Consider the following 23,820-nt stretch of genomic DNA (forward strand, 5'->3'; position numbering starts at 1 on the left):
CGGCGTCACGAGGGGCGCGAGTCCGCCCTACAGCCACTCGCCTTCCAGGGCGGTGGCGGTGAGGCCCGGGGCAGCCGCGTACAGGACGGCACGGCTGCCCGGCTTCTGCCCGGCGTCGTATGCCCTCCGCATGATGTCGAACACGGCGGCGCCTCCGCGGTTGCCGCTGGTGTAGCCGTCCCGGCTGTAGCGCAGGAGTCCCGACGGCCACCCGTCGGGCATGGTCTGCTCCATGTACTCCAGCACACGCGTTCCGCCGGGATGGGCGAGCAGAACATCGGGGTGCCAGGAGCCGGGGGCGTCCTGGTATCGGAGGCGCAACCACTCCCACATCGCGGTGACCGTCTCCTGCACGGCGCGCGGCCCGCGCCGGTCCATCACGAAGTGTGTGCCGTCCTCCCGTGTCTCCAGGCGGTGCAGGTCCTGGGTGCCCGGCAGAGTGTGGTGCCAGGCGGCGTCCAGTCGCAGCGTCGACTCGGGCCTCGGGCGGCCCGTGACCACCGCGGCGACCGCGGTGTCCGCGAACAGCAACCGGACGATCAGGGATTCCAGCGTGTCGTCCGCGGGCTGGTAGGTCGTGCTCAGTGCCTCCGCGATCACGACCAGGACCACCCGGTCGGGGTCCGCGGCCACGAGATCCGCCGCCAGCGCCAGGGAGCGGGTCCCGGCTATGCACGCCCACTGCGTGGCCGGCAGCAGCAGTACGTCACGCCGGAGCGGGAGTCTGTTGGCGAGTGAGACGTCCAGCCCCGGCAGTGCGGGGGTGGTGGAGTGACTGGTGATCAGACAGTCGACGTTCGCGGCGTCCAGCCCGGCGATCTGCAGGGCCCCGCGCGCCGCACGCTCACCGTAGGACTGCACTGCCGACCAGGCCGGCGCAGTGCGCTCCTGGACGGTCTGCGGCGCGGGTATCGCCTCAAGGGCGGCGATCACGCGATCCACGTCCTGTTCGGTGAACCCGTCACCGGCCAGCGCCTCACGGGCCGGTCCGATGCCGGCTGCCGGCAGGCCGTTTCCGCTGCCGGGCGCGACGGCGGCCTCCAACGGCAGCATCCAGCCACGGGTTTCGATGCCCGTGCTGGCCGCGATGCCGTCGATCCGCGGCGCCCACGCCGCGTTCGGGTGCCGACCGCGCACTTCGTCCACGATCTGGCTGGTCCGCACGGCGTGCTTGCCGTGTATCACGGCAGGCGGGCACAGGTAAGCGGCCATGATCGGCGCCTTTCTACAGGGAACGAGATGATTTGTCACGGGCGCCGTGTCATATGCCACTTGGGAAAGATTCATCCAATTCCACGACAGTGCGCACCGATTGATGAGTCAGTGTCCGTTTCGAGCATGGATGCCACAGGGGCGTTTGCGCTGTGATCTGGGCAACTTGGGAGGTTCTGGGTTGCGTGAAACGGCGCACACTGTCGCAGAGGGGTCTTCGTTCAGATCGGGCGAGGCATCACCCGCCGGAGCGCCGCCGTGTCCTCATGCCGAACTCAGGGCGGACTGGCCGTCCCGCTCGCTGGGGTGCGGAATGGCGCAGCCTGGCCACATGCCGACGGTACGCCCGTGCCTCAGGCGAGGTGCCCTCGACGAGGTCATGACGGTCAGGGAACATCGCACTGCCCGCGTTCGGTACGGCGTTCGTCCCGAACTGGGTGCCGTGCAGCCGACCGGTTACCAGTCGGCCCCGAGCCCAGGGAACCGGCTTGTTCCGGCCGGTTGTCACCGGGCCGCGGTTGACGCGGAACCAGACCTCGCGTCGGTTGCCGAAGGCCACGACGCTCTCACGGAGATCATCCACGTCGGCAGGTCGACAGTCGCGCCGGTGGGAATCGCCGCGTCGGCGTAGGGCTCACCGGCGATCAAATGGATTCTGAACTCCAAACCGTAGAGGTGCGACAGTGTCTCCCGATCGACCAACAGGCCATCGCGCCCTCCACCGTGGCGGGGACATCGCCCCCAGGGGCATCACCCATGGAGCACACGGTAGAAGCCGCACACGCACTGCTTGCCCCTCCGAAGACTCCCTAGCGCATCAGCAGGTCGACCACGCCGGTCAGCCCCTCCTCGCCGCCTCCCTCGGCCAGACGGCGGCGCATCAACTCGAAGTAGGGGCTGAGCAGTTCCGGACTGACGCCCTGCTCCTCCGCAGTGCCGGTGAAGGTCGGGATACCGGCCACCTGCATGGCGAGACGGGAGCCGACCCCCGTGGTGTGATCGCCGCTCCGCAGCTGGTCGGCGGTCTGGTGGACCGACGGCGTCATGGCGACGAGCCAGTCGGCGAGCAGCGGGGCGAACGAGGCCGGGTCGATGTCCTCCTTGCGGAGCAGGGCGAAGGCGTGCGCGGCACCCGCGAACATGCCGTACATGGCACTGAGCAACGCCACGTCGTACAGGGCGGCATGGCCGGCGTCCTCGCCGACGTAGACGGTCCCGGCCGGAACGCCCAGGATCTGCTGGTGTCGCTCGAAGACGTCCCGCGCGCCGCTGTAGAAGACGAAGCCGCCCGCCTCCGGTGTGCCGATCATGGGCGGGACGGCCATGATGCCGCCGTCGAGGTAGCGGGCGCCGCGCTCACGGGCCCACTCGGCGCGGGAGCGGGCCTGGGCGGGTGTGCCGGTGGTCAGGTTCACCAGATCCCGGCCGGCAAGGTCGGTACCGGCCAGCACCTCGCCGACCGAGGCGTCGTCCAACAGGCAGACCAGGACGAGGGAGTTCGCCGCGACCGCCTCGGCGGCACTGTCGACGACGCTCGCACCCTCCCCTGCGAGCGCCGTGGCACGGGCCGGGGTGCGATTCCACACGGTGACGGGATGGCCGGCGGCCAGCCAGCCGCGAGCCAGCGCGGTGCCCATCGTGCCGAGGCCGAGCAGCGTGAGGGAGGTCTTCTCAAAGGTGTTCTGTGTCATGCGGATTAGGCTGGCCACAGGCCCGGAAGTGATCAAGTACGTACTTCGGAGTGGGTGGTTACCCCGGGGTGAGCGAGCACGTCGGAGGGATGGGGCATGACGACGCTGAACCGACCGGGCGCACCGGACGGACACGTCTGCGGGATCGACACGGCCATGGAGGTGATCGGTGGCAAGTGGAAGGTGCTGATCCTCTGGGCCCTCCACGAGCACCCCCGCCGCCGCTTCGGAGAGCTGCGTCGACTGCTCCCAGGGATCACCGAGAAGGTGCTGGCGTCTCATCTGCGGGAGATGGAGACGGACGGCGTAGTGCACCGCGTCTCCTACGACGAGGTGCCGCCCCGGGTCGAGTACTCGCTGACCGAAGCCGGGCAACGCCTCAACGAGGCACTCCAGCCACTGGCCGCCTGGGGGCGTGAACGGACGACCCGGGGCAGCTAGGGAGATGCCGGGGTACGGCCACCGGTGTCAGACCAGAAAAGGGCCTTGCAACGCCACGGGGGAACAGCGCTGCAAGGCCCTACAGCCCCGCATGCCCGGAGTCGTTCGGTCCATGCATCCGCGATTGGTGACGATCCGGCGGAGGTGTCCGTCGCCGACGTGGGCCACAGACGTATCAGCCCAGATGGCGGCTGAAGAACCGCAGCGAGTCGTCCATCTCGAACCGCGGCAGATCCCCGTGCCCACCAGGGTGGGCGTGCAGCGTCTTCTCGGCTGAACCCAGGGCATCGAACAACGCCAAGCTCTGTGCGCGAGGCATCAGCTCGTCGTCCCACTGGACCAGGAACTGCACCGGCACGGTGACCTGCGCGGCGGCCCCGGCCAGCACGGGCGCTCCCTGAAGGCCCAGCACCGCCGCACGGACCCGGGGCTCCGCGGCGACGAACGCCATGCCGAGCGCACAGCCCAGCGACACGCCCCAGTAGCCCACCGGCCCGCCGCCGACGCGGTCGAGCCGCTGGACCGCGGTCAGGACCGCCTGCCATTCCGCGACGGTCGGCCCGGCCACCAGCGTGTACAGGGCGGTGTCCAGCGCGGCCGTATCCGCTCCGGCGGCCACCCGCGCCCGGTACTCCGACGCGAGGCGGTCGAACTCCTCGCCCGTCGGCCGCTCGCCGTGGTTCGGCACGTCGACCGCCGCGACCGCGAACCCGCCCTCGGCGGCGAAACGACGCGCGCGGGCCACGATGCCAGGAGCCCTCTTGTGCTCCCCGCCGCCGTGTCCCATCAGGATCAGTGGGCGCGTCCCGAGGCCACCTTCCGGCGTCCACAGCACACCGGGGATCTCGTCGAGCGTGAAGGGCTGTTCGATCACGCCGTCCCACGACGTACTGGAGAGCAAGCGCACGGCGTTCCCACCTTCCGACATACCCGCGGCGAGGGAGGCACCGAGGCACTGCCATCCTCACCCCCCCGCCCTTCAGCGCGTGCTTCCGGGTACGCCTTCGCCTAATAGCTGTCGTATGCGGGCTTCCCGTTCGGTCGGTAGACGCCGACGACGGTGCCGCTCTTGGTCGTCGAGACGCTGACCGGCTCCAGCGAGGTGGGGATCGCTCCGTCGGCGAACAGCCGCTTTCCGGAGCCGATGATCACCGGATGGATGGTCAGCCGGTATTCGTCGACCAGGTCGTGCCGCATGAGGGTCTGGGCGAGGTCGCCGCTGCCCACGACGTTGATGTCGCCGCCGTCGGACGTCTTCAGAGTGCGTACGGCATCGACGACATCGCCCTCGAGCAGCGTGGAGTTCTGCCACTCGACGCTCGTCAGGGTCCGGGACGCCACGTACTTGTGCATGCTGTTCATCCGCTCGGTGAACGGGTTGCCGGGATCGGCAGTCGGCCAGTACGACGCGAAGATCTCGTAGGTCTTGCGGCCGAGCAGCATCGCGTCGGACGGCTCGTACCAGCTCGCGATGGCGGCGCCGACCTCGTCGTCGCTCACCGGCTTCTGCCAGCCGCCCTGCTCGAAGCCGCTCTGGGTGTCCTCGTCCGGACCGCCCGGCGCCTGCATGACGCCGTCCAGTGTCAGAAACGTGCAAACGATGATCTTGCGCATGGTGCGCTCCTTCCGTCGACGTACAGACCGTGCTGCCACCGGAAAATCATCGGCGGTACGAGCGAGGTCCACGGGGGGGCGATCTGATCGTGCAGCCGCGGCTGCAAAGGTGCCGCGCTTGAGATGAGCGAGGCGGGTACACGACTCGCATGACAAAGCTGCATATTCCAGGACGAAAAGAACATCACGCTCAGGATGAGTCATCCGCGCCGGTCGAGGCCGGCCCCGGGCCGGAGGTGGAGCGCAGGGCCCCGGCCACGCCGACGAAACTGCCGAAGGGCTCGTGGGGTGCCGCCTTCAAGGGCAGCCTGCGCGAGTTCAAGGACGACGAGCTGACCGACCGCGCGGCGGCGCTGACGTACTACGGGGTGCTGGCGCTCTTCCCGGCGCTGCTCGTGCTCGTCTCCGTACTGGGCCTGACCGGCAGGTCGACCACCGACAAGGTGCTGAGCAACCTCCAGCAGTTCGCCCCAGGCTCCGCCCGCGACATCATCACCAGCGCTGTCCAGCAGCTGCAGGGCAATGCCGGCATCGGCTCCGTCATGGCCATCGTCGGCCTGGTGCTGGCGGTCTGGTCGGCGTCCGGCTACGTCGCCGCCTTCATCCGCGCCGCGAACGCCGTCTACGACATGCCCGAGGGCCGCCCGGTGTGGAAGCTGCTTCCCGTGCGGGTCGTGGTGACCGTGGTGCTGATGGTGCTGGCCGTGATCAGCGCGCTGATCGTGGTCTTCACCGGCAGTCTCGCCCGCCAGGCCGGGCAGGTGCTCGGGATCGGGGACACGGCCCTGACCGTGTGGTCGATCGCCAAGTGGCCCGTACTCGTGCTCCTGGTGACGGCGATGATCGCGATCCTGTACTGGGCCACCCCGAACGCGCGGGTGAAGGGCTTCCGGTGGATCACTCCGGGCAGCTTCCTGGCCCTGCTGATCTGGATGATCGCCTCCGCCGGATTCGCGCTCTACGTCGCGAACTTCGCCTCCTACAACAAGACCTACGGCACCATGGCCGGCGTCATCGTCTTCCTTCTCTGGCTGTGGATCACCAACCTCGCGATCCTGCTGGGGCTGGAGTTCGACGCCGAGATCGCCCGCCAGCGAGCCATCGCCGGTGGCCATCCGGCCGAAGCCGAGCCCTACACCCAGCCTCGCGACACCCGGAAGTGGGACGAGAAGGACCGGCACCGCCTGGGGGAGCGGTGACAGCAGCTCCGTCGATCTTGGGTGTAGGCCGTTGACCTCGGGATACCTGCCTCACATGAGGCTTCTGACGGAGGTGAGCGACGCTGATCGGTCGCTGACCAGGAAGGCGGCCCACGGCATCCCGGCGCAGGTCGGCAAGGTGCTCTCGGCGGTGGAGGAGGGCGCGCAGAGCGCGAAGCTGTGGTGGGGTGCCGCCGCGGCCATGGCGTGGTGGGGCGGGTGGCGCGGCCGCAAGGCGGCTGTGACCGGCCTGGGAGCTCTGACGCTGGCCCAGCTGACGTCGAACGGCCTGTGCAAGCAGCTGGCCGCCCGGCCCCGGCCGCCGAAGGAGTGGTTCCCCCACGACGAGGTCGACGACCGCCCCGACTCCTCCTCCTTCCCCTCCGGCCACACCGCCGCCGCGGTCGCCTTCACCGCCGCCGTGACACCGGCCTGGCCGGTCGCCGGCGTCGCCTGCGCGGTGCCGGCCGCCGTGGTCTCGGTCGAGCGGGTGCAGAGCGGCGCCCACTACCCCAGCGACGTAGCCGCAGGCGCCGCCATAGGCCTGGCCAGCGCCTGGCTCACCCGCAACGCCCTCCACCTGGTACTGCGCCTCCGGCTGTTCAGCTGAGGGGAGTGATGGACGGCAGTCAGGGCACTCATGATCGCTCGGTGGCGTCGACTGATGCCCCGCCTCGGTCCAGTCGGGGCATCTGAGCCGGCCGGTTGCAGCCCGCGGCGCGGAGATGATCAGGCGACAGGCTCCAGTCGGACGCAGCATCGGCCCGGCGTGGGGGAGAGGCAGGCTTCGTAGCCGCGTTCGCCCAGACCCTGCACCACTCCGCGCAGCAGGTGGAGGTTCATGCCGCACACCGTCTGCGTGTGGTCGCGGGCCAGGGCGTGAAAGGGGCAGTTGTCCAGCGCGATGGCACCCGTCTCCTCGCGCCGCGGCTCGAACCCGTACCGCTCCAGCAGGTCGAAGAGATCGGTGCCGTCCGGCTCGCCCAGCTGCTCGCCGAGCTCCTCGGCCTTGCGGTGCAGCGCCTCCTGCACCGGCGTACCGGTCGCCGCGGACTCCTCGACGGCCTGGGCCAGGAGCCGTCCGGCGAGCTCGTAGCGCCGGTCCGGCAGGCTGACCGCGATCTGCTTCGCCGAGCGCCGGTACAGCTTGGCGGGCCTGCCCGCCCCCGGCCCCGACCGCCCGCTGCGCCGCTCGTAGACCACGTCGAGCAGCGACTCGTCGGCGAGCCGGTCGAGATGGAACGCCGCGGTCTGCCGTGCCAGTCCCAGCGCGGCGGCCGCCTCGTCGCGGCTGACGGGCCCGGGCCGGCGCACCACATGGTCGTAGAGCCTCCTGCGGGTGGGCTCGTCCAGTGCGGCGATCGCGGAGACATCGGAGTCGCGTACTTCCTTCGGGTCGCTCACGAACACCAGTGTAAAACCCACCGTCGTTGACGAAAGAAGGAATGAGGGCTTCTATAGGTAATGAGAGTTGTCGATAGAAGGAGAGGTCGCCATGTTTTCCGCAACCACCAGCACCCGGACCGCCGCCGGCCCGCGGCGCGCACTGCTCTCCGATCCCGGCTATCAGGCGTTCGCGATCCTGCGCACCGCGTTCACCGTGGCGCCGATCCTCTTCGGGCTGGACAAGTTCGCCAACCTGCTCGTGGACTGGCCCGCCTACCTCGCGCCGTGGATCGACGACATCGTTCCCGGGAGTGCGCAGACGGCCATGTACGTCGTGGGCGTGATCGAAATCGTGGCAGGCATCGCAGTGGCCCTCGCGCCCCGTTTCGGGGCCTGGCTGGTGGCCGCCTGGCTGGCCGGCATCATCGTCAACCTGCTGACCATCCCCGACTACTACGACATCGCCCTGCGCGACTTCGGCCTCCTCCTCGCCGCGGTCGCCCTCGCCCGCCTCGCCGAGCGCTACCACCGCGAGTCGGGGATCAGCGATCGGTGACCGGCTTTGGCGGGCGGACCCGTGCGCGATCCGCCCGCCATAGTTCTCGGCTCAGCAGTCGCACGAAACGCGGCGTTCATGATCATGCGATTCCGTCGTCCGATCTCGCATGGTGGGACCCAATGTGACGTGGCATTACATCTCCGTGGCTCACCGGCCACCGATCTTCACGGCGGCCTCTGCGGCGGTCAGGCTTGAGGTGCCCGGGCCCCCAACCGCACCCTGTGACACAGGAGTTGTACGCATGCCGCTCGACAGCCCGCTGTCCCGCCGTACCGTGCTCAGTTCGGCGGCCGGCCTCGCCCTGGCCCTCGCCACGCCCACGCCCGCCTCGGCGGCCGGCTTCGGCCACACCGACGACGGCACCAACTACGTCGTCGACACCGGCGCGGGCCTGGTCTTCAAGGTCAACCACAGCAACGGAGACCTCTCGTCCTTCGTCTACAACGGCGTCGAGTACCAGGGCTACGACGGCAAGAACTCCCATATCGAGAGCGGCCTCGGCGCTTCGACGGTGACGATCTCCACGCCCGCGACGGGGGTAGTTCTGATCAAGGTCGTCCACGGCACCCTGATCCACTACTACGCGGCGCGCAGCGGCCAGAACAACATCTACCTCTTCACCTACAAGCCCGACACCTCGGTCACCGCCAGCCGTTACATCGCGCGCCTCAAGCCCGGCATCTTCCCCACCACCTACCCGGACACCTGGTCCAACTCCGACACCGTCATCGAGTCCGCGGACGTGTTCGCCAAGGCCGACGGCACGACCAGATCGAAGCACTTCTCCAACCTGCGGACCATCGACTACGACTACTTCGGCTTCAGCACCTCCGCCGCCTCGGTCTGGGTCGTCCGCTCCTCCAAGGAGAAGGACTCCGGCGGTCCCTTCATCCGCCAACTCCTGCGCCACGGCAACGAGTCGGGCGCCGGACTGTACGAGCACCTCTACTACGCCGAGGGCCAGACGGAGGCCGAACGCTTCGGGCTGCACGGCCCCTACGTCCTCGCCTTCACCGACGGTGCCGCCCCTACCTCCGCCGTGTCCGGGCGCGACAACACCGCCTGGATCGACGCCCTCGGGCTCACCGGCTGGACCGGCGCGGGTGGGCGGGGCCGTATCGTCGGCAATGGCCTTGCGGGGCGGGACAGTTCGTACGCCTACGTGGTGGGCCTCTCCAACTCCGAGGCGCAGTACTGGGCGAAGGTGGACGCGGCCACCGGCAAGTACGCCGTGCCCGGTGTGCTGCCCGGCACCTACACCCTCACCGTCTACAAGGGCGAACTGGCCGTACACACCCAGGACGTCACGGTCACCGCGGGCGCCGCCACCACCCTGCACACCATCACCATCGCCGATGACCCCGCCGCCGACACCGCCGTCTGGCGCATCGGCGACTGGAACGGCACCCCGGCCGGCTTCAAGAACGCCTCCCTCGTCACCCACGCCCACCCCTCCGACTCCCGCGCCGCCGCCTGGACCGGCGGCCCCTACGTCATCGGCAGCTCGACCGCCTCGGACTGGCCCGCCTACCAGTTCAAGGAGATCAACCAGGGCCTGCGGATCTCCTTCACCCTCACCGAGGCCCAGGCCGCCGTCGACCGCACCCTCCGCATCGGCATCACCTCGGCGAAGGCGAACGGCCGCCCCCAGATCACCGTCAACGACACCTGGACCTCCGAGATCCCGGCCGCCGCGGCCGAGCCGTCCACCCGCACCCTGACGGTCGGCAGCTACCGCGGCAACAACCACACCTACACCTACGTCATCCCCGCGGGCCGCTTGCTGCCCGGCACCAACACCCTGCGCATCGACGCGGCCAGCGGTTCGGCAGGCGGCGGGGGATACCTCAGCCCGAGCTACGGCTTCGACGCCCTCGACCTGCTCTGAACCAGGCGGCGCCTGTGGAGTGCGACGGCCAGCGGTGTGGCGGTGAACATCGAGGAGTACGTGCCCACCGCGAGGCCGATGAGGAGGGCCAGGGCGAAGTCGGTCAGGGTGTCGCCCCCCAGGACGGCCAGGGCGGTGAGGATGAACGCGGCGCCCATCCCGGTGTTGACGGTGCGGGGCAGGGTCTGGAGCAGGGCCTGGTTGGCGACGCGTTCGAAGGGCAGCTTGCGGTCGCCGCGGCCGAGTTCCCTGACCCGGTCGAAGACGACGACGGAGTCGTTGACGGAGTAGCCGATGACGGTCAGCAGCGCGGCCAGGAACACGCCGTCGACGGTCTTGCCCAGCCAGGCGAAGACGCCGACGAGGATCACGACGTCGTGGGCGAGCGCGGCGACGGCGGAGGTGCCCAGCAGCCAGCGGAAACGGGCCGCGAGATAGACGAGCTGGGCACCGAGCGCGACGAGGAGGGCCACGAGCGCGCCCCGGCGCAGTTCCTCGCCGATGCTGGGACCGATGGCTTCGTCGCGGATCTTCTCGGCCCGCTGCCCGAGGCCGGCGACGGTGTCGGTGACGGTCCCCGCCTGCGTGTCGCTCAGGTGGTGGGCGCGGACGGTGAGCTGGTTCTCGCCGGAGGTCTGGACGACGGCCCGGGGGAATCCGGCGTCGGCGAGCGCGCTGCGGGCCCGGCCGGGGTCTACGGGGGTGGCCGTGCTGTATTCGATGAGACGGCCGCCGGTGAACTCGACGCCGAAGTCGAGGCCGCGCACGGCGATCCCGGAGGCGGCCAGGACGAGAGCGGCGCAGGAAGCGGCCAGCCAGCGGCGCGGGTGACGCATCAGGTTCGGGTTCCTGCGGCTGAGGCGGTCGCGGACGGCGCCGGTGTGGGCGATGCCCGTGAGCCGGGGACGGCGGCGCAGCCTGGGGAGGGCGACCGCGTGGTCGGCAAGGGCGCGGGTGATGACGAGTGCGCTGACCATGGAGGCAAGGACGCCGATGCCCAGCGTGACGCCGAACCCGCGCACGGGCCCGGACGCGAGGAAGAACAGCAGTCCCGCGGCGATGAGGGTGGTGATGTTGGAGTCGGCGATCGCGCTGAAGGCCCTGCGGAATCCGGCGGTCAGTGACGACCGTGGGGTGCGGTGCCCACCCGAGGCGTACTCCTCGCGGGCCCGTTCGAAGACGAGCACGTTGGCGTCCACCGCCATACCGATGGCCAGCACGAATCCGGCGAGGCCGGGCAGGGTGAGCGTGGCTCCGAGGGCGGCGAGGGCGGCGTACGAGACGAGGCCGTAGCAGGCCAGTGCCACGGTCGCCAGGACACCCATGAGCCGGTAGACGGCGATGATGAACAGCGAGGTCAGCGCGGTGCCGATGACGGCGGCCCAAGCGCTGGCCTTGATGGCGTCGGCGCCCAGGGTGGGACCGACGGTGCGCTGCTCGACGGTCTCGACCGGCACCGGCAACGCGCCGCCGTTGATGAGCAGGGCCAGTTCCTTGGCTTCGTGGTCGTCGAAGGTGCCGGTGATCTGGGTGGAGCCGCCGCCGATGCCGGAGCGGCAGGCGACGGACGGGTCGACCTGGGGGGAAGAGATGATCTTGTCGTCCAGGACGACGGCGACTCGGCGGCCCGGGTCCCCGGCCGGTTGGCAGGCCGCCTCGCCGGTCAGCCGGGCCCATCCCTTCTCGCCCACGCCCTTGAAATCGACGGTGACGTGCCATCCACCGCCCTGCGGATCGAAGCGGGCCGCTGCCTTCTCGACGTCCTTGCCGCTCAGCGCGGCCGCCCCCAGACGCAGAAGCCGGCCGGACTCGTCGGCCATCACCTGCTCCCGGGCCCGCTTGGGCAACGGTTCGGGCAGGTCGTCGGTGCCGGCTGCCGTGCCGAGCACCTGGTGGAACGTGAGCTGGGCGGTGCGGCCGAGCACCTCGGCCGCCTCCCGGGGATCCTGCACCCCGGGCAGTTCGACGATGATCCGGTCGCTGCCGGAGCGGGCGATGGAGGGCTCGGCGACCCCGAGAGCGTCGATACGGCCCCGCAGCACCTCCACCGTGCGGTCGGTGGCCTCGCCGTCGGCCTCGGCGCTGGCGGTGGGGCGGGTCTCCAGCACGATCTGGGTGCCGCCCCGCAGATCGAGTCCGAGGTGGACGGGCACGGTGAGTGCGACGTACAGGGACAGGGCGACGGCGGCGAGGGCGATCAGCCCTCTGATGCGCGCGGATCGGTTCACAAGGGGCCTCCGGCAGGCACACCGCGGCCGAGACAATGGCCGCGGCCGGGAAAGGAAGTCGGAAGGACGTCAAGACAGGACGTCGTGAAGGGAAAGCGGCAGCGCTCAGATGCCGGAGAGCGAGGGCGGTGCCCGCACCCCGTGACGGGGTGTCGAATCCGCCGGGACGGGCGGGCCCGCCGCCGTGACCGCGGGCCGCGCGGGCCGCATCGAGGGAGAGCCGGCAGTGGGCGTCGCCCCCTGCACAGCGGCCGGTGGTGCGTGGCGCTCGCCGGTGACCTCACCCTGGCCGCGCACCGCGGCGGCGGTGACGGCCGGGTCGACGGTGTCCGCGTAAGGCTCCCCGTACGCCGGCTCGACGACGGCCGCGAACCCCGAACCACCGCCTGCACGGCACTCGCCACCGCCCAGGGCGGCAGGGCCCAGCAGGGTGATGAGGGCGGCGAGCAGGACGGCCCATACGGCGGCTGCCGCCCCCGGGCTCCGCACGCGCGAGACGGCGTACGCGGAACGGGCCATCCCCTCCTCCTCCCTCCCTGTCGGTGGTGTCGTACCGGCAGCCGTCAGGGCTCCCGCCCCCGCCGCCGACCGGTCCGCTCAGGCCTCGATGAGGCCGGCGCGGATCGCGTACCTGGTGAGCTCCAGCCGGTCACGCATGCCGAGCTTGTGCAGCAGGTTCTCCCGATGCCGGTGGACGGTCTTGATGCTGATGAAGAGCAGGTCGGCGATCTCCTTGGAGGAGTGGCCCTCGGCCACGAGTTTGAGGACCTCCTCCTCGCGTGCCGTCAGCAACTGCTCGGGCGGCTCCTCGCCGTTGCGCACCCGGTCGAGGTAGTTGCGGATCAGGGCGGTGACCGCGCCCGGGTACAGGAAGGGTTCGTCACGCATCGCGGCCCGGCAGGCTGCCACCAGGTCGCGGTCGGCCACCGACTTCAGCACGTATCCGTCCGCTCCGGCCTTCAGGGCCTGGAAGAAGTACTGCTCGTTGTCGTGCATCGTCAGCATCAGTACGCGCACGCCGGGCTTCCGTGCGACGAGTTCCCGGGTGGCCTGCAGGCCGGTCATCCGGGGCATGGCGATGTCCATCACCGCCAGGTCGATCTCGTGGGTGCGGGCCAGTTCGACGGCCTCCGCCCCGTCGCCCGCCTCGGCGACGACCTCCAGGTCCGGCTCCCGGTCGAGGATGAGCCGTACTCCGCGCCGTACCAGCGCGTGGTCGTCGGCGAGGAGGATACGGATCACAGAGGTGTGGGGCGTGGTCATGGCTGCTTCCTGAACGGCTGCTTCCCGAGGGACTGCGTCTCGAAGGGCTGCTTCCTGAGGGGCACGGTGAGCCGGACCGAGGTGCCGGCCTGCGGCGGGGAGGTGATGTCGAGCGTGGCCCCGATGAGCAGGGCCCGCTCACGCATGCCGCGCACACCGGCGCCTTCGGGAGCGCCCTGGATGCCACGGCCGTCGTCGACGACGGAGAGCACCACCGCCTCGCCGATGCGACACAGGCTCACCTCGACCTTGTCGGCCTCGGCATGCCGAGCCGCGTTGGTCAGGGCCTCCTGGGCGACGCGGTAGAGCACGAGTTCCGTCTGGTGGTCCAGCACGGGCAGGCCGGTGTCGAAACGGCGCACCACGCGCAGGGCCACGTGGGTGGCGAACTCGCCGGACAACGAGGTCAGCGCACTCACCAGGCCGAGGTCCTCGAGCACACCCGGCCGCAGTCGGCGTACCAGCCGGCGCACCTCGTCCAGGCTTCCCCTGGTGATCTCCTGCATCTGCCGCAGTTCACCGCGCAGCGGCTCGTCCGCCTCGTCGGCGGCCCGCTCCAGGGACAGCAGGATCGCGGTCATGCTCTGGCCCACCTCGTCGTGCAGTTCCTGAGCGATGCGGCGGCGCTCCGCTTCCTGGGCGAACAGGGCGCGGGCGCTGCTGGACGCCCGCTCGTGCTCGAGGCGCTCGAGCATGGCGTTGAAGGTGCGGATCAGTTCGGCGGTCTCTCCGTGGCCGCCTTCCGGCAGGCGGTGCCCGGGGCGCAGCAGGTCGACCGTGGCCATCAGCCGTGTGAGACGGCCGAGCGGGGCCAGGCCGATCCGCAGCAGGGCCGCGTTGGCGACCAGCATGACGACCAGACCGGCCACGAGGACGACCGCCTCGGTCAGCAGCACCGGCACGGAGACGGTGACGGGCGCCCACAGCAACAGCGCGGTGGCGCTTCCCAGCACGACCGCGTTGAGGGCGAAGATCCGCCAGAACAGGGACACCGCGATGACGCCTTTCTCCGTGTGACGCGACGCGTCTCTCCTGTCGGTCACCACGGCACCCCGGGGCTGAGCCGCGTTCACTGGCTCCGACCGGCCAACTGCCCAGGCTGCCCGCCGCGGGGCGCACTGTCGATGGGGTCCAGTCCCCATTTCCTGGTCCCCACCTGTCCACGCTGCGAAGGGGCCCGGGCTGCGCCACAGATGGGTATCGCGCCCGATGGGCTTTGTACGGCATCCGGGCCACGGTGGAGACACGAACGAGCCGCCTCCTCAGAGAAGGAACGCATCGCGATGTCCCTCGACACACCGCAGGCCGAAACCCGTCGTGAACGACTGACGGCGCACGAGGCCCTCCAGCGCCTCGAACACGAACGCACCTCCCGTCTCACCCAGCTGCGGGCGATCGAGGAGACGCGGCCCGACGCGGAGGAGCAGGTGATGTCCACGCAGAAGGACACCATCCGGCGGGTCCTCGCCGAGGTGGAGGCAGCCGTCGCCCGCGTCGGCAACGGCAACTACGGCATCTGCCGGGACTGCGCCAAGCCGATCCCCGTGGAGCGCCTGGAGATCCTGCCCTACACGCCGTTCTGTGTCCCCTGCCAGCGCAAAGCCGTCTGACGAGCAGCCGTGCGACCACTCCTTCCCGCCTTGCCCAGGGGGTGACTTGGTGAACCACCAGACCATCGACGAGCACAACACCGAGCTGTCGGCGGAGGACTTCGCCGCACTGCGCGAGAACCTGCACGAGCAACGAGTGTTCCGCCAGGAACAGCTCCACCAGCTCTCGGCCGCCGCCGCACCGCGCGCCGACGCCCTGCCCTCCCGCCGGTCGGCCGCCCAACTCGAGGTGCGCGTCAAGCTCGCCGCCTCCGCCCGCCTGGTCCTGGCCGACGTGGAAGCCGCGCTCACCCGCATGGACCTGGGCCGCTACGGCACCTGCCACCTGTGCCGCGGGCCCATCGCCCGTGAACGGCTGCTGATCGTGCCGCAGGCCCGCTACTGCGCACGATGCCAACAGGTCAAGGAGGCCGGCCGATGACCACCACGCCCGCCGGCAGCCCGACGCCGACCCGGCACCGCACATGGCCCTGGTGCCGACGCTGCTACGGCATCGCCCTCGACCTGGGCAGCGCCCGCACCCGTGCCTGGACATCCGGACGCCGCACCATCCTCGACGTGCCCACGCTCACCTCCCCGGGACCGGGCGCCACCTGCCCCATCCAGCGCGGCACCATCGTCGACACGCCCGGAACGGCCCGGATGCTGGACCGGCTGCTCGGCCCACACCTGCCCCCCTGCGGCCAGCCCCTGCTCATCCTGACCATGCCCGTACTCGCCGGCGTCGCCCACCGGGCCGAGGCCCGCACCGCAGTCGAGATCCTGCGCCCACGCGCCGTCCTGACCGTCCCCACCGCACGTGCCGTCGCCGTGGCCGCTGACGCCGATCTGGCCCAGCCCCTGCTCGTCGTGGACCTCGGCGCCCACCTCACCGAGGTCACGCTCCTCGTCGACGGTGCGGTGACCGACGCCCGCCGTACCGCCCTGGGCACCAGTGATCTGGACGACCTCACCCCGCCCGCGCGGATCGCCGAGGCGGTCGTCGCCATGGTGACCGCGATGCTGGACGAGGACCGCACCCTCCAGACGCTCGGAGCTCTGCGGCGAGGGGCACTTCTCGCCGGAGGGGGCGCGCTGCGAGCCGACATCACCCGCCCCCTCGCCGAGCGGTTGCAGGCTCCCGTCCAGCACGTCCGCGCCCCGCACACCGCGGGGGTCCGGGGCGCCGCGAGACTCCTGCACGCTGCCCACGCCCACCCCTCGTCCGTCACGGACTCCGACGCCGCGCAGCCCCGCCGGCCCGCGTCCGCCCCGGCCCTATAGGCCGCTGCCCCGCTGCCCGGCCCCATGCTCGGCCACGCCAGGTGCCCGGAGAGCCGCCTCGTGCTGGTCCGAAAGGCGAAAGGAGAGACACCGTGGCCCGCGCCACACCCCCTGAACACCCTCCCGAAGACCTCCCACGCGTCCTGCTGTGGCGATGGCGACGCAATCCCCTGCGCCGTAGGACGGATCTCGCACAGGCATGGATCGGCCTCGGTCTGTTCCTGGCCGTCCTCGCGGCCACCCCTGCCGCCATGATCCTGGTCGGCGAAACCTCCCACGGCCACGGGAAGAAGACCGCCCGGCACCAGATCGCCACCCGGCACCACATCCCCGCCGTCCTGGTGCACGATGCCCCCGGCCACCCGGAACCGGGATCGGACGAGGCGAAGAAGGCGCTGTACCCGGTCACCGTCCGCTTCACCGACCCCGGAGGACGCACCCGCACGGCGAAGGCAGACGTCGAACCCGCCCTGACCGCCGGAAGCACCGTCCGCCTATGGGTCGATGCGGAGGGAAAGCTCACGGACGCGCCTCTGACCACCAAGCAGGTCCGTGACCGCGCCATCGGCTACGCCGTCCTCGCCGCCATGACCGTCGCCCTCCTCGGCGCAGCCGCGTACGCCTACGCCCACCATCGTCTCGAACGGCACAACCTCGCCGAGTGGGACGCCGCCTGGGCCCGGACCGCCCCTCGGTGGACTGCTTCCCGCTGACGGGTCGACGAGGAAGCATCGCCGGACTTTGTCCTGGATGTGGATAAAGAAAGCCTGACTCGCGCACAAGTACTTCCCAGTCTGGAAAATCGTTGTTACGTTCCTCTTCGACGGCCTGACGACGCAGTCGGCGGAATCAGGTGTCCGGACCCGGTCGTGGGTGAGGGGAGGGATCGTGAGACGGATGACGGCTCGGCCTGAGAACACCCATCAGGCGCGACTGCTGCGTCTGTTGCGTGACAACGGGTCCAACTCCCGTGCCCAGCTGGGTGACCTGGTGGACCTGTCCCGTTCCAAGCTGGCGGTCGAAGTCGACCGACTGCTGGAGACCGGGCTGGTCGTCGCGGACGGGCTGGCCCCCTCCCGGGGCGGCCGCCGCTCGCACAACATCCGGCTCGCCCCCGCCCTGCGGTTCCTCGGCGTCGACATCGGCGCGACCTCGGTCGACGTCGCCGTCACCAATGCCGAACTGGAGATCCTGAGCCACCTCAACCAGCCGATGGACGTCCGCGAGGGCCCGGTCGCGGTCTTCGAGCAAGTGCTGTCCATGGCGGCGAAGTTGCGGGCCTCGGGGCTCGCGGAGGGTTTCGACGGCGCCGGTATCGGCGTGCCGGGACCGGTCCGCTTCCCCGAGGGTGTGCCGGTGGCTCCGCCGATCATGCCGGGCTGGGACGGCTTTCCCGTACGGGAGGCGCTCAGTCAGGAGCTCGGATGTCCGGTCATGGTCGACAACGACGTGAACCTGATGGCGATGGGGGAGATGCACGCGGGTGTCGCACGCTCCGTGGGTGACTTCCTCTGCGTCAAGATCGGCACCGGTATCGGCTGCGGCATCGTCGCCGGCGGTGAGGTCCACCGCGGGGTGACGGGCAGCGCGGGCGACATCGGACATATCCAGGTCGAACCGGATGGCCGTGCATGCGTGTGCGGCAACCGGGGCTGTCTGGAAGCCCACTTCAGCGGTGCCGCGCTGGCCGCCGACGCGGAGCAGGCGGCGCGGGAGGGCCGCTCGGCACACCTCGCCGCCCGGTTGGAGACAGCCGGACGTCTGACGGCCGAGGACGTGTCCGCCGCCGCGGGAGCCGGAGACGCCGTCGCCCTGGACCTCATCCGCGAGGGCGGAAAACGCCTGGGCCAGGTCATCGCGGGGCTGGTCAGCTTCTTCAACCCGGGCCTGGTGGTGATCGGCGGCGGAGTGACCGGCCTCGGGCACACCCTGCTGGCCAGCGTCCGAACCCAGGTGTACCGGCAGTCGTTGCCGCTGGCCACGGGCAACCTGCCCATCGTGCTGGGGGAGTTGGGGCAGGCCGCCGGAGCCATCGGCGCGGCCCGGCTCATCAGCGACCACGTCTTCTCACCGGCCTGACCGCCGCCCGGCAAGGGACGACCACAGCACCGCCGCAGGAACGAGCACAGTACGGCCGTAGGAACGAGCACAGTGCGGCCGTAGGAACCGCCACAGCGCAGCCGTAGCAACGACCACAGCACAGCCGTAGGAACAGCCACTTCACCGCCGTAACGCCCATGAAGCGTCGGCGGTCGTCACCCCCTGCCTGGTCGCTCGGCGATCAAGCCTGCCCTGCCGTCTCAGCCGCAACCTCAGCCCATGGTGCGGCCGGTACGACGCAACGGCTGCCACGGCCGTCCACGCAACCGACACATCCACCCCAGCCCTGCCCACTCACGGCCCGCATCCGCCGAGGGGATTCCTCATGGCACCACAACCACCCCTGCTCACCATGTCCGGCATCACCAAATCGTTCCCCGGCGTTCGCGCCCTGGACGGCGTGGATCTCGAAGTCCAGGCCGGCGAGGTGCACTGTCTGCTCGGCCAGAACGGGGCCGGCAAGTCCACCCTGATCAAGGTGCTCGCCGGCGCCCACCAGCCGGACGGCGGTGAGATCACCTGGCGAGGTGAGCCCGTGACCCTGGGGTCGCCGATCGCCGCCATGCGGCTGGGCATCGCCACCATTTACCAGGAACTCGACCTGATCGAGGGGCTGTCCGTCGCGGAGAACGTCTACCTCGGACACGAACCCACCTCGGCCGGATTCGTGGTGCGCGGCTCCGCCGCCCGTACGGCGACCGCGGAGCTGCTGAAACGTCTGGGGCACTCGGAGATCGACCCGACGCGGCTCGTCGGGGACCTGTCGGCGGCGCAGCAGCAGATCGTCTCGATGGCCCGCGCGCTGTCCCACGAGGTCCGGCTGATCGTGATGGACGAGCCGTCGGCGGCGCTCGACCCCGAAGAGGTGGACAACCTGTTCAGGATCGTGGGCGATCTGACGGCCGACGGCGTCGCCGTCATCTACATATCCCACCGCCTGGAGGAGATCCGGCGCATCGGCGACCGGGTCACCGTCCTGAAGGAGGGGCGTTCGGTCGCGGGCGGACTGCCCGCCAAGTCCACACCGACCCATGAAGTCGTGTCCCTGATGACCGGACGGAACGTGGAGTACGTCTTCCCCGAGCGACCCGAGGCCGGGTTCGCTGCGGATCGGCAGCCCGTGCTGAAGGTCGAAGGACTCAGCAGGCGGGGAGAGTTCGCGCCCGTCGACCTGGAACTGCGGCCCGGTGAGATCGTCGGGCTGGCCGGGCTCGTCGGATCCGGGCGCAGCGAGATCCTGGAGACGATCTACGGGGCTCGCCGGCCCGACGAGGGCCGTGTCCTCGTCGACGGAACAACCCTGCGCCCCGGAAGCGTCCGCGCCGCCGTCCGGGCCGGTATCGGTCTCGCGCCCGAAGAACGCAAGGCGCAGGGCCTGTTGATGCTGGAGTCCGTCAGCAGCAACGTCTCGATCTCCACGCTGTCCCGGTTCGCCCGCGCGGGCTGGCTCGACCGGCGTACCGAGCGGACCGCGACACACCAGGCGGTGCGGGAACTGTCCCTGCGGCCGGACAACCCCGACGCCGCGATCAGGACCCTGTCCGGCGGCAACCAGCAGAAGGCCGTGCTCGCCCGCTGGCTGTTGCGCGGCTGCAAGGTCCTGCTGCTCGACGAGCCCACCAGGGGCGTCGACATCGGCGCCCGGGCGGAGCTCTACGCGGTGATCCGCCGGCTGGCCGACGAGGGCCTGGCCGTACTCCTCGTGTCCAGCGAGGTGCCCGAGGTCCTGGGGCTCGCCGACCGGGTGCTGGTGCTCCGTGAAGGAAGCGTCGTGCACACCGCGGACGCCCGGGAGCTCGACGAGCACCGCGTACTTGACCTAGTGATGGAAGGGAGCCCGACGCCATGACCCAGCCGACCACCGCGGCGCACGACGATGCGCCGACGTCCACCGCCAAGTCCGCGGGGGACCAGGAGAGTTCACGCCGATCGGGTCCCCGGTGGGGATGGGACGTGCGCACCCTGTCCCTGCTCGGAGTCCTCGCCGTCCTCGTCGCGGTCGGTGGGATCACCGCACCGGACGAGTTCCTCGCGACGAGCAATCTCCAACTCGTCCTCACCCAGGCGTCCGTGATCGGCGTCGTCACCGTCGGCATGACCTTCGTCATCACCAGCGGGGGCATCGACCTGTCGGTCGGCGCGATCGTGGCGCTCGCCTCGGTGTGGGCCACGACCGTCGCCACCCAGGAGTTCGGCTTCGCGGGCATCCTGTTCACCGCACTGGTCGTCGGTGTCGGCTGTGGCCTGGTGAACGGGCTGCTGATCGCCTACGGCAGGATGGTGCCGTTCATCGCGACGCTGGCCATGCTCGCCTCCGCCCGGGGTCTGGCACTGCAGATCACGGACGGCAGCACACAGATCGTGAGCGTCGAGTCGGTACTGGACCTCGGTGCCAGGGACTCCTACATCCTCGGCATCCCGCCCCTGGTCCTGATCTTCGCCGCGGTCACCGTCATCGGCTGGCTGGTGCTGAACCGCACCACCTTCGGCCGCCGTACCGTCGCGGTCGGCGGCAACGCGGAGGCGGCCCGCCTCGCCGGCATCGACGTCCGCCGCCAACGCCTGTACCTCTACCTGCTGTCCGGGCTGTGCTGCGGCATTGCCGCTTTCATGCTGATCGTGCTCGCCGGCTCCGGGCAGAACACCAACGGCAACCTCTACGAGCTGGACGCCATCGCCGCGGCGATCATCGGCGGCACCCTGCTCAGCGGGGGCCGCGGCACTATCATCGGCTCCGTCCTCGGGGTCCTGGTCTTCACCACGATCACCAACATCTTCGCCCTGAACAACCTCGAGACCGCTGTCCAGCAGATCGCGAAGGGCGCCATCATCGTCGCCGCCGTCCTGGTCCAGCGCCGCTCGCTGCACGGTGACACCTGACCGCCGTGTGCCCCTCGCTGCACGGTGACACCTGACCGCCGTGCAGCACCCGCCGGACGGCGGCCCCTGACACCGCCGTCCGGCGCCCACCCCCCCATCCACCGGACCCGCACAGTCCAGTCGGACTCCGTCCGACGCCCCGCCCACTCGAAGGGTCGATCCGCCATGCCCCAAACCCCCGCCACCAGCCGCAGAGCCCTCCTGTTCGGCACCGCCGCCGTCTCCGCCGGAGCCCTGCTCACGGCCTGCACCAGCAATGAGCCCAAGGACCAGGCACAGGCCGCGGACAACGCCGCCCCGGTCGCGGACGACAAGCCGGGCAAGGCCGTCACCATCGGCTTCGCGGGCCCGCAGGCCGACCACGGCTGGCTCAACGCCATCAACACCAACGCCAAGTCACGGGCGAAGAAGTACTCGGACGTCACCCTGGAGATCACCGAGGGCTCCAACGACACCGCCCAGCAGATCGGCCAGGTCCAGACGCTGATCAACAAGAAGGTCGACGTCCTGGTGATCCTGCCGGCCGACGGCAAGGCCCTCACCCAGGTCGGCCTCCAGGCCATGAGGGCGGGCATACCCGTCGTCAACCTGGACCGCATCTTCGCCTCCCCGCAGGCGTACCGCTGCTGGATCGGCGGCGACAACTACGGCATGGGCCTCAACGCCGGCCACTACATCGGCGAGCAGCTCAAGGGCAAGAAGAACGCCAAGGTCGTCGAACTCGCCGGCCTCGACAACCTCGAACTGACCCAGCAGCGCACCAAGGGCTTCGACGACGCCCTGAAGAACTACCCCAACATCCGCAAAGTGGCCCGCCAGGCAGCCGACTTCACGGTCGAGTCCGGTCAGGCCAAGATGGCCCAGCTGCTCCAGGCCCAGTCGAGCTTCGACGCGCTGTGGAACCACGACGACGACCAGGGCGTGGGCGCGCTGCGCGCCATCGACCAGGCAGGGCGCGACGACTTCCTCATGGTCGGCGGCGCCGGCGCCAAGTCCGCGATGGACGCCATCAAGGCCGGCAACAGCGTGCTGAAGGCGACCGTCCTGTACCCGCCGACCATGGCCGCCTCCGCCATCGATCTCGCCCGGGCGCTCGGCCAGGGCAAGGGTGTCGGCGGCCTCGCCGAGTTCGAGATCCCGTCCTCGCTGACCCTCTACTCGGCCGTGGTCACCAAGGACAACGTCGACCAGTACCTGCCGACCGGCTTCATCTGACCGGGCCGCGCCGAGCGCCCCCGCCGAGAGCACGACGACTCAGTGACACTCCGACGAGGAGGAATCCGTATGGAACAGAGGGACAGTCGGACCGCACCGCCGCCACTGGGCGTGGGGATGGTCGGCTACGCGTTCATGGGCGCCGCACACTCCCAAGGGTGGCGCACCGTGGGGCACGCGTTCGACCTGCCTCTGCGGCCGGTCCTGGCCGCGGTCGCCGGTCGCGACGCGAAGGGTGTGCGGGCGGCGGCCGACAAGCACGGCTGGGCGGCCACGGAGACCGACTGGCGTGCCCTCATAGCCCGTGACGACGTCCAGCTCGTCGACATCTGCACACCGGGCGACAGTCATGCGGAGATCGCGATCGCAGCGCTGGAGGCGGGCAAGCACGTGCTGTGCGAGAAGCCGCTGGCCAATTCGGTCGCCGAGGCGGAGGCCATGGTCGCGGCAGCCGAAGCGGCCCGCTCACGAGGGCAGTTGGCCATGGTGGGCTTCAACTACCGGCGTGTGCCGGCCCTCACCTTCGCGCGCGGCCTCATCGCGGAGGGCAGGCTCGGCACACTGCGTCACGTACGGGTCAGCTACCTCCAGGACTGGCTGGTCGACCCCGACTTCCCGCTGACGTGGCGGCTGCAACGGGAGCACGCGGGATCGGGGGCGCTCGGCGACCTCGGCGCGCACATCGTCGACCTGGCCCAGTACCTGGCCGGCGAGGTCCTGGTCGGCGTCTCCGCCCAGATGGAGACCTTCGTCAGGGAACGCCCCCGCCTCGACGGCGCCTCCACCGGCCTGACGGCGTCCGGCGGTACCGGGCGCGGGCCGGTGACGGTCGACGACGCGGCCGTCTTCACGGGCCGGCTTGCCTCGGGGGCACTCGCCACGTTCGAGGCGACCCGGATGGCGACAGGGCGCAAGAACGCCCTGCGTCTGGAGATCAACGGCGAGTCCGGTTCACTCGCGTTCGACCTGGAACGGCTCAACGAGCTGTCCTTCCATGACCATCGGGAGCCCCCCGCCACGGCGGGGTTCCGCCGGATCGTCGTCACCGAGCCCGAGCACCCCTACCTGGAGGCCTGGTGGCCGCCGGGCCACGGCCTGGGCTACGAGCACACGTTCGTCCACCAGGCCCGCGACCTCGTGCACGCCATCGCGTCCGGCACGCAACCGCGGCCGTCGTTCGCGGACGGGCTCCAGGTCCAGCGGGTGCTCGCGGCGGTGGAGGAGAGCGCGGAGAAGAACTCCGTCTATACGCCGATTGCCGTCTGAGGAGG

At 70.4% G+C, this 23,820-nt stretch carries 23 protein-coding genes; 14 read left to right on the forward strand and 9 right to left on the reverse strand.

Going from position 1 to position 23,820, the window contains the following annotated elements:
* Nucleotides 1-27: 27 nt before the first annotated feature.
* The gene (locus tag OHN19_RS42880; protein ID WP_330269428.1) at nt 28-1,212 is read right to left on the reverse strand and encodes a type III polyketide synthase; all 1,185 of its coding nucleotides are present in this window, start codon (nt 1,210-1,212) and stop codon (nt 28-30) included.
* 809 nt (nt 1,213-2,021) lie between these two features.
* Nucleotides 2,022-2,903: an NAD(P)-dependent oxidoreductase gene (locus OHN19_RS42885; protein WP_330269429.1), complete on the reverse strand. Its 882-nt coding sequence runs from the start codon at nt 2,901-2,903 to the stop codon at nt 2,022-2,024.
* 96 nt (nt 2,904-2,999) lie between these two features.
* Between OHN19_RS42885 and OHN19_RS42890 the strand changes: the two genes are divergently transcribed.
* On the forward strand, nt 3,000-3,344 hold the full coding sequence (locus tag OHN19_RS42890; protein WP_330269430.1) for a helix-turn-helix domain-containing protein: 345 nt from the start codon (nt 3,000-3,002) through the stop codon (nt 3,342-3,344).
* A gap of 175 nt (nt 3,345-3,519) precedes the next feature.
* Here the strand turns inward: OHN19_RS42890 and OHN19_RS42895 are convergent, their stop codons facing one another.
* Both OHN19_RS42895 and OHN19_RS42900 read right to left on the reverse strand, forming a co-directional pair.
* Nucleotides 3,520-4,251: an alpha/beta hydrolase gene (locus tag OHN19_RS42895; RefSeq protein WP_330269431.1), complete on the reverse strand. Its 732-nt coding sequence runs from the start codon at nt 4,249-4,251 to the stop codon at nt 3,520-3,522.
* Between the two features lie 101 nt (nt 4,252-4,352).
* Complete coding sequence (locus OHN19_RS42900; protein WP_330269432.1) at nt 4,353-4,958, reverse strand: dihydrofolate reductase family protein; 606 nt, start codon at nt 4,956-4,958, stop codon at nt 4,353-4,355.
* A 149-nt stretch (nt 4,959-5,107) separates the two neighbouring features.
* On the opposite strand from OHN19_RS42900, the gene OHN19_RS42905 reads away from it, so the two are divergent.
* Both OHN19_RS42905 and OHN19_RS42910 read left to right on the forward strand, forming a co-directional pair.
* On the forward strand, nt 5,108-6,157 hold the full coding sequence (locus OHN19_RS42905) for a YihY/virulence factor BrkB family protein (RefSeq protein ID WP_330269433.1): 1,050 nt from the start codon (nt 5,108-5,110) through the stop codon (nt 6,155-6,157).
* A 55-nt stretch (nt 6,158-6,212) separates the two neighbouring features.
* Nucleotides 6,213-6,767: a phosphatase PAP2 family protein gene (locus tag OHN19_RS42910; RefSeq protein ID WP_330269434.1), complete on the forward strand. Its 555-nt coding sequence runs from the start codon at nt 6,213-6,215 to the stop codon at nt 6,765-6,767.
* A gap of 119 nt (nt 6,768-6,886) precedes the next feature.
* Here the strand turns inward: OHN19_RS42910 and OHN19_RS42915 are convergent, their stop codons facing one another.
* Nucleotides 6,887-7,567 carry a helix-turn-helix transcriptional regulator gene (locus OHN19_RS42915; protein WP_330269849.1) on the reverse strand — a complete coding sequence of 227 codons (681 nt, stop codon included), beginning with the start codon at nt 7,565-7,567 and terminating at the stop codon, nt 6,887-6,889.
* Between the two features lie 85 nt (nt 7,568-7,652).
* On the opposite strand from OHN19_RS42915, the gene OHN19_RS42920 reads away from it, so the two are divergent.
* Together OHN19_RS42920 and OHN19_RS42925 are read left to right on the forward strand one after the other, a co-directional pair.
* Nucleotides 7,653-8,099 carry a DoxX family membrane protein gene (locus OHN19_RS42920; RefSeq protein WP_330269435.1) on the forward strand — a complete coding sequence of 149 codons (447 nt, stop codon included), beginning with the start codon at nt 7,653-7,655 and terminating at the stop codon, nt 8,097-8,099.
* Between the two features lie 244 nt (nt 8,100-8,343).
* On the forward strand, nt 8,344-9,990 hold the full coding sequence (locus OHN19_RS42925) for a rhamnogalacturonan lyase B N-terminal domain-containing protein (protein WP_330269436.1): 1,647 nt from the start codon (nt 8,344-8,346) through the stop codon (nt 9,988-9,990).
* Here the strand turns inward: OHN19_RS42925 and secD are convergent.
* The 4 genes from secD to OHN19_RS42945 all read right to left on the reverse strand — a co-directional run bounded on the left by secD (nt 9,960) and on the right by OHN19_RS42945 (nt 14,473).
* Nucleotides 9,960-12,218 carry a protein translocase subunit SecD gene (gene secD, locus OHN19_RS42930; RefSeq protein ID WP_330269437.1) on the reverse strand — a complete coding sequence of 753 codons (2,259 nt, stop codon included), beginning with the start codon at nt 12,216-12,218 and terminating at the stop codon, nt 9,960-9,962. The genes OHN19_RS42925 and secD overlap by 31 nt on opposite strands.
* 105 nt (nt 12,219-12,323) lie before the next feature.
* A complete protein-coding gene (locus OHN19_RS42935) occupies nt 12,324-12,737 on the reverse strand; it encodes a hypothetical protein (protein WP_330269438.1) in 414 nt (137 codons plus the stop codon).
* A gap of 78 nt (nt 12,738-12,815) precedes the next feature.
* Entirely contained in the window at nt 12,816-13,481 is a 666-nt protein-coding gene (locus OHN19_RS42940) for a response regulator transcription factor (RefSeq protein ID WP_330269439.1), read from the reverse strand.
* Entirely contained in the window at nt 13,478-14,473 is a 996-nt protein-coding gene (locus tag OHN19_RS42945) for a HAMP domain-containing sensor histidine kinase (protein ID WP_330269850.1), read from the reverse strand. Before OHN19_RS42945 ends, OHN19_RS42940 begins: the two co-directional genes overlap by 4 nt.
* 291 nt (nt 14,474-14,764) lie before the next feature.
* On the opposite strand from OHN19_RS42945, the gene OHN19_RS42950 reads away from it, so the two are divergent.
* The 9 genes from OHN19_RS42950 (at nt 14,765) to OHN19_RS42990 (ending at nt 23,815) form a co-directional block, all read left to right on the forward strand.
* Nucleotides 14,765-15,091 carry a TraR/DksA family transcriptional regulator gene (locus tag OHN19_RS42950; protein WP_330269440.1) on the forward strand — a complete coding sequence of 109 codons (327 nt, stop codon included), beginning with the start codon at nt 14,765-14,767 and terminating at the stop codon, nt 15,089-15,091.
* A 46-nt stretch (nt 15,092-15,137) separates the two neighbouring features.
* Complete coding sequence (locus OHN19_RS42955) at nt 15,138-15,512, forward strand: TraR/DksA family transcriptional regulator (RefSeq protein WP_330269441.1); 375 nt, start codon at nt 15,138-15,140, stop codon at nt 15,510-15,512.
* Nucleotides 15,509-16,354, forward strand: a complete 846-nt coding sequence (locus OHN19_RS42960; protein WP_330269442.1) for a hypothetical protein — start codon at nt 15,509-15,511, stop codon at nt 16,352-16,354. The genes OHN19_RS42955 and OHN19_RS42960 overlap by 4 nt, the downstream gene beginning before the upstream one ends.
* A gap of 92 nt (nt 16,355-16,446) precedes the next feature.
* Nucleotides 16,447-17,067, forward strand: coding sequence for a hypothetical protein (locus OHN19_RS42965; protein WP_330269443.1), 621 nt, complete (start codon nt 16,447-16,449; stop codon nt 17,065-17,067).
* A 184-nt stretch (nt 17,068-17,251) separates the two neighbouring features.
* Nucleotides 17,252-18,433 carry an ROK family transcriptional regulator gene (locus tag OHN19_RS42970; protein WP_330269444.1) on the forward strand — a complete coding sequence of 394 codons (1,182 nt, stop codon included), beginning with the start codon at nt 17,252-17,254 and terminating at the stop codon, nt 18,431-18,433.
* 346 nt (nt 18,434-18,779) lie between these two features.
* Nucleotides 18,780-20,303: a sugar ABC transporter ATP-binding protein gene (locus tag OHN19_RS42975; protein WP_330269445.1), complete on the forward strand. Its 1,524-nt coding sequence runs from the start codon at nt 18,780-18,782 to the stop codon at nt 20,301-20,303.
* Nucleotides 20,300-21,334, forward strand: a complete 1,035-nt coding sequence (locus tag OHN19_RS42980; protein ID WP_330269446.1) for an ABC transporter permease — start codon at nt 20,300-20,302, stop codon at nt 21,332-21,334. Before OHN19_RS42975 ends, OHN19_RS42980 begins: the two co-directional genes overlap by 4 nt.
* Before the next feature lie 165 nt (nt 21,335-21,499).
* The gene (locus OHN19_RS42985; protein ID WP_330269447.1) at nt 21,500-22,549 is read left to right on the forward strand and encodes a substrate-binding domain-containing protein; all 1,050 of its coding nucleotides are present in this window, start codon (nt 21,500-21,502) and stop codon (nt 22,547-22,549) included.
* A gap of 69 nt (nt 22,550-22,618) precedes the next feature.
* Complete coding sequence (locus OHN19_RS42990) at nt 22,619-23,815, forward strand: Gfo/Idh/MocA family oxidoreductase (protein WP_330269448.1); 1,197 nt, start codon at nt 22,619-22,621, stop codon at nt 23,813-23,815.
* The last annotated feature ends 5 nt before the right edge of the window (nt 23,816-23,820 follow it).

Origin of the sequence: Streptomyces griseorubiginosus (assembly GCF_036345115.1) — a bacterium.
GTDB classification, from domain to species: Bacteria; Actinomycetota; Actinomycetes; order Streptomycetales; family Streptomycetaceae; genus Streptomyces; species Streptomyces griseorubiginosus_C.